Source organism: Pseudosporangium ferrugineum, assembly GCF_003002065.1.
Taxonomy (GTDB): Bacteria; Actinomycetota; Actinomycetes; order Mycobacteriales; family Micromonosporaceae; genus Actinoplanes; species Actinoplanes ferrugineus_A.
In genome coordinates, this window is record NZ_PVZG01000086.1 from 1 (window position 1) to 1,271 (window position 1,271).

The following is a 1,271-nucleotide window of genomic DNA, read 5'->3' on the forward strand; positions in this document are numbered from 1 at the left end:
GCAACCCACGACCGTTCATCTGGACCAAGACCGCCGAGGAGATCCTCGAATCACTCGCACGATTTTGTAGGCGAATTTCCGGCGCAGCACACTAGTGCCGTGACCACGAACGTTCATGGTGTTGGCTGACACGCCGGTCGTCCTGTCGTGGTTGCGGCGTTGTGGCCGTCAGGCTGTGGCGGTGGCAGATCCCGTACGCGTGCGGCGGCTCAGTGACCAGGAAGGTCAGCAGCTGCTGCGTATCACCCGTAGAGGCACTGGTTCACCGATTCGATTACGGCGGGCCATGGTCGTGCTCGCTTCGGCCGGCGGGAACACCGTGCCGGCGATCGCTCGTCTGGTCCAGGCGGACGAGGACACGATCCGGCAGGTCATCCACCGGTTCAACGAGATGGGCATGGCCAGCCTGGACCCTCGGTGGGCGGGTGGCCGTCCCCGCCTGATCAGTCCCGATGACGAGCAGTGTCAAGCCCCGGGTTTGATGGAGAGTTGGTTAGCTGGTTTTCAGGGGTGCAATGACCGGCTGGGTCATCACGTGTAGTGCCTCGTGCTCGGCGGGCGGGACGTGTCCGAGCTCGCCGTGCAACCTGCGGTTGTTGTACCAGTCGATGTACTCGACGGTGGCCATCTCCAGGTCGTCCAGGCCGCGCCACGGACCCTTGTTGCGCACGAGTTCGGCCTTGTAGAGCGAGTTGAACGCCTCGGCCATCGCGTTGTCGAACGAGTCGCCCTTCGACCCGACCGACGCGACGGCGCCGGCCTCGGCGAGGCGCTGGGTGTAGCGGATGGCTCGATATTGGACGCCGCGGTCCGAATGGTGAACGAGTCCTTGCAGGTCGGCGCCCTGATTCTGGCGGCGCCAGATCGCCAGTTTCAGCGCGTCCAACGCCAGATCGGTGTAGAGGCTGGTGGCGACCTGCCAGCCGACGATCATGCGGGAGAACACGTCCAGCACGAACGCGGCATACACCCAGCCCACGCTCGTGCGCACGTAGGTCAGGTCGGCGACCCACAGCTGGTTCGGGGCCGTCGCGGTGAAGTCGCGTTTGACCAGGTCACGAGGCCGGTCAGTCTCCGCGGCCGGGCGGGTCGTGCGCGGCGTTTTGTCGCGTAGCAGCCCCCGCAGCCCGATCTCGCGCATCAGCCGTTCGACGGTGCACCGGGCCACCCGCACCCCACGTCGCTGCAGCTCGTGCCAGATCTTGCGGGCCCCGTAGACGCCGTAGTTCTCCGCGTGGATCTTCGTGATCATCGTGATCAGCTCGGCATCG

Annotated in this window: 2 protein-coding genes; one reads left to right on the plus strand and one right to left on the minus strand. The window is 65.6% G+C overall.

Annotation, left to right across the window (positions count from 1 at the left end):
- The first annotated feature begins 286 nt into the window (after positions 1–286).
- A complete protein-coding gene (locus CLV70_RS38845; RefSeq protein ID WP_245908819.1) occupies positions 287–541 on the plus strand; it encodes a helix-turn-helix domain-containing protein in 255 nt (84 codons plus the stop codon).
- On the opposite strand, the gene CLV70_RS38850 is transcribed toward CLV70_RS38845, so the two are convergent.
- A partial coding sequence (locus CLV70_RS38850) for an IS3 family transposase (RefSeq protein ID WP_146164372.1) occupies positions 494–1,271 on the minus strand: 778 nt, incomplete at its 5' end. The two genes, CLV70_RS38845 and CLV70_RS38850, sit on opposite strands and share 48 nt — an antisense overlap.

What these genes read in the sequence shown, in the direction of transcription:
- CLV70_RS38845 (WP_245908819.1), top strand. Translation starts at nt 287, where the DNA reads ATGGTCGTGCTCGCTTCGGCCGGCGGGAACACCGTGCCGGCGATCGCT.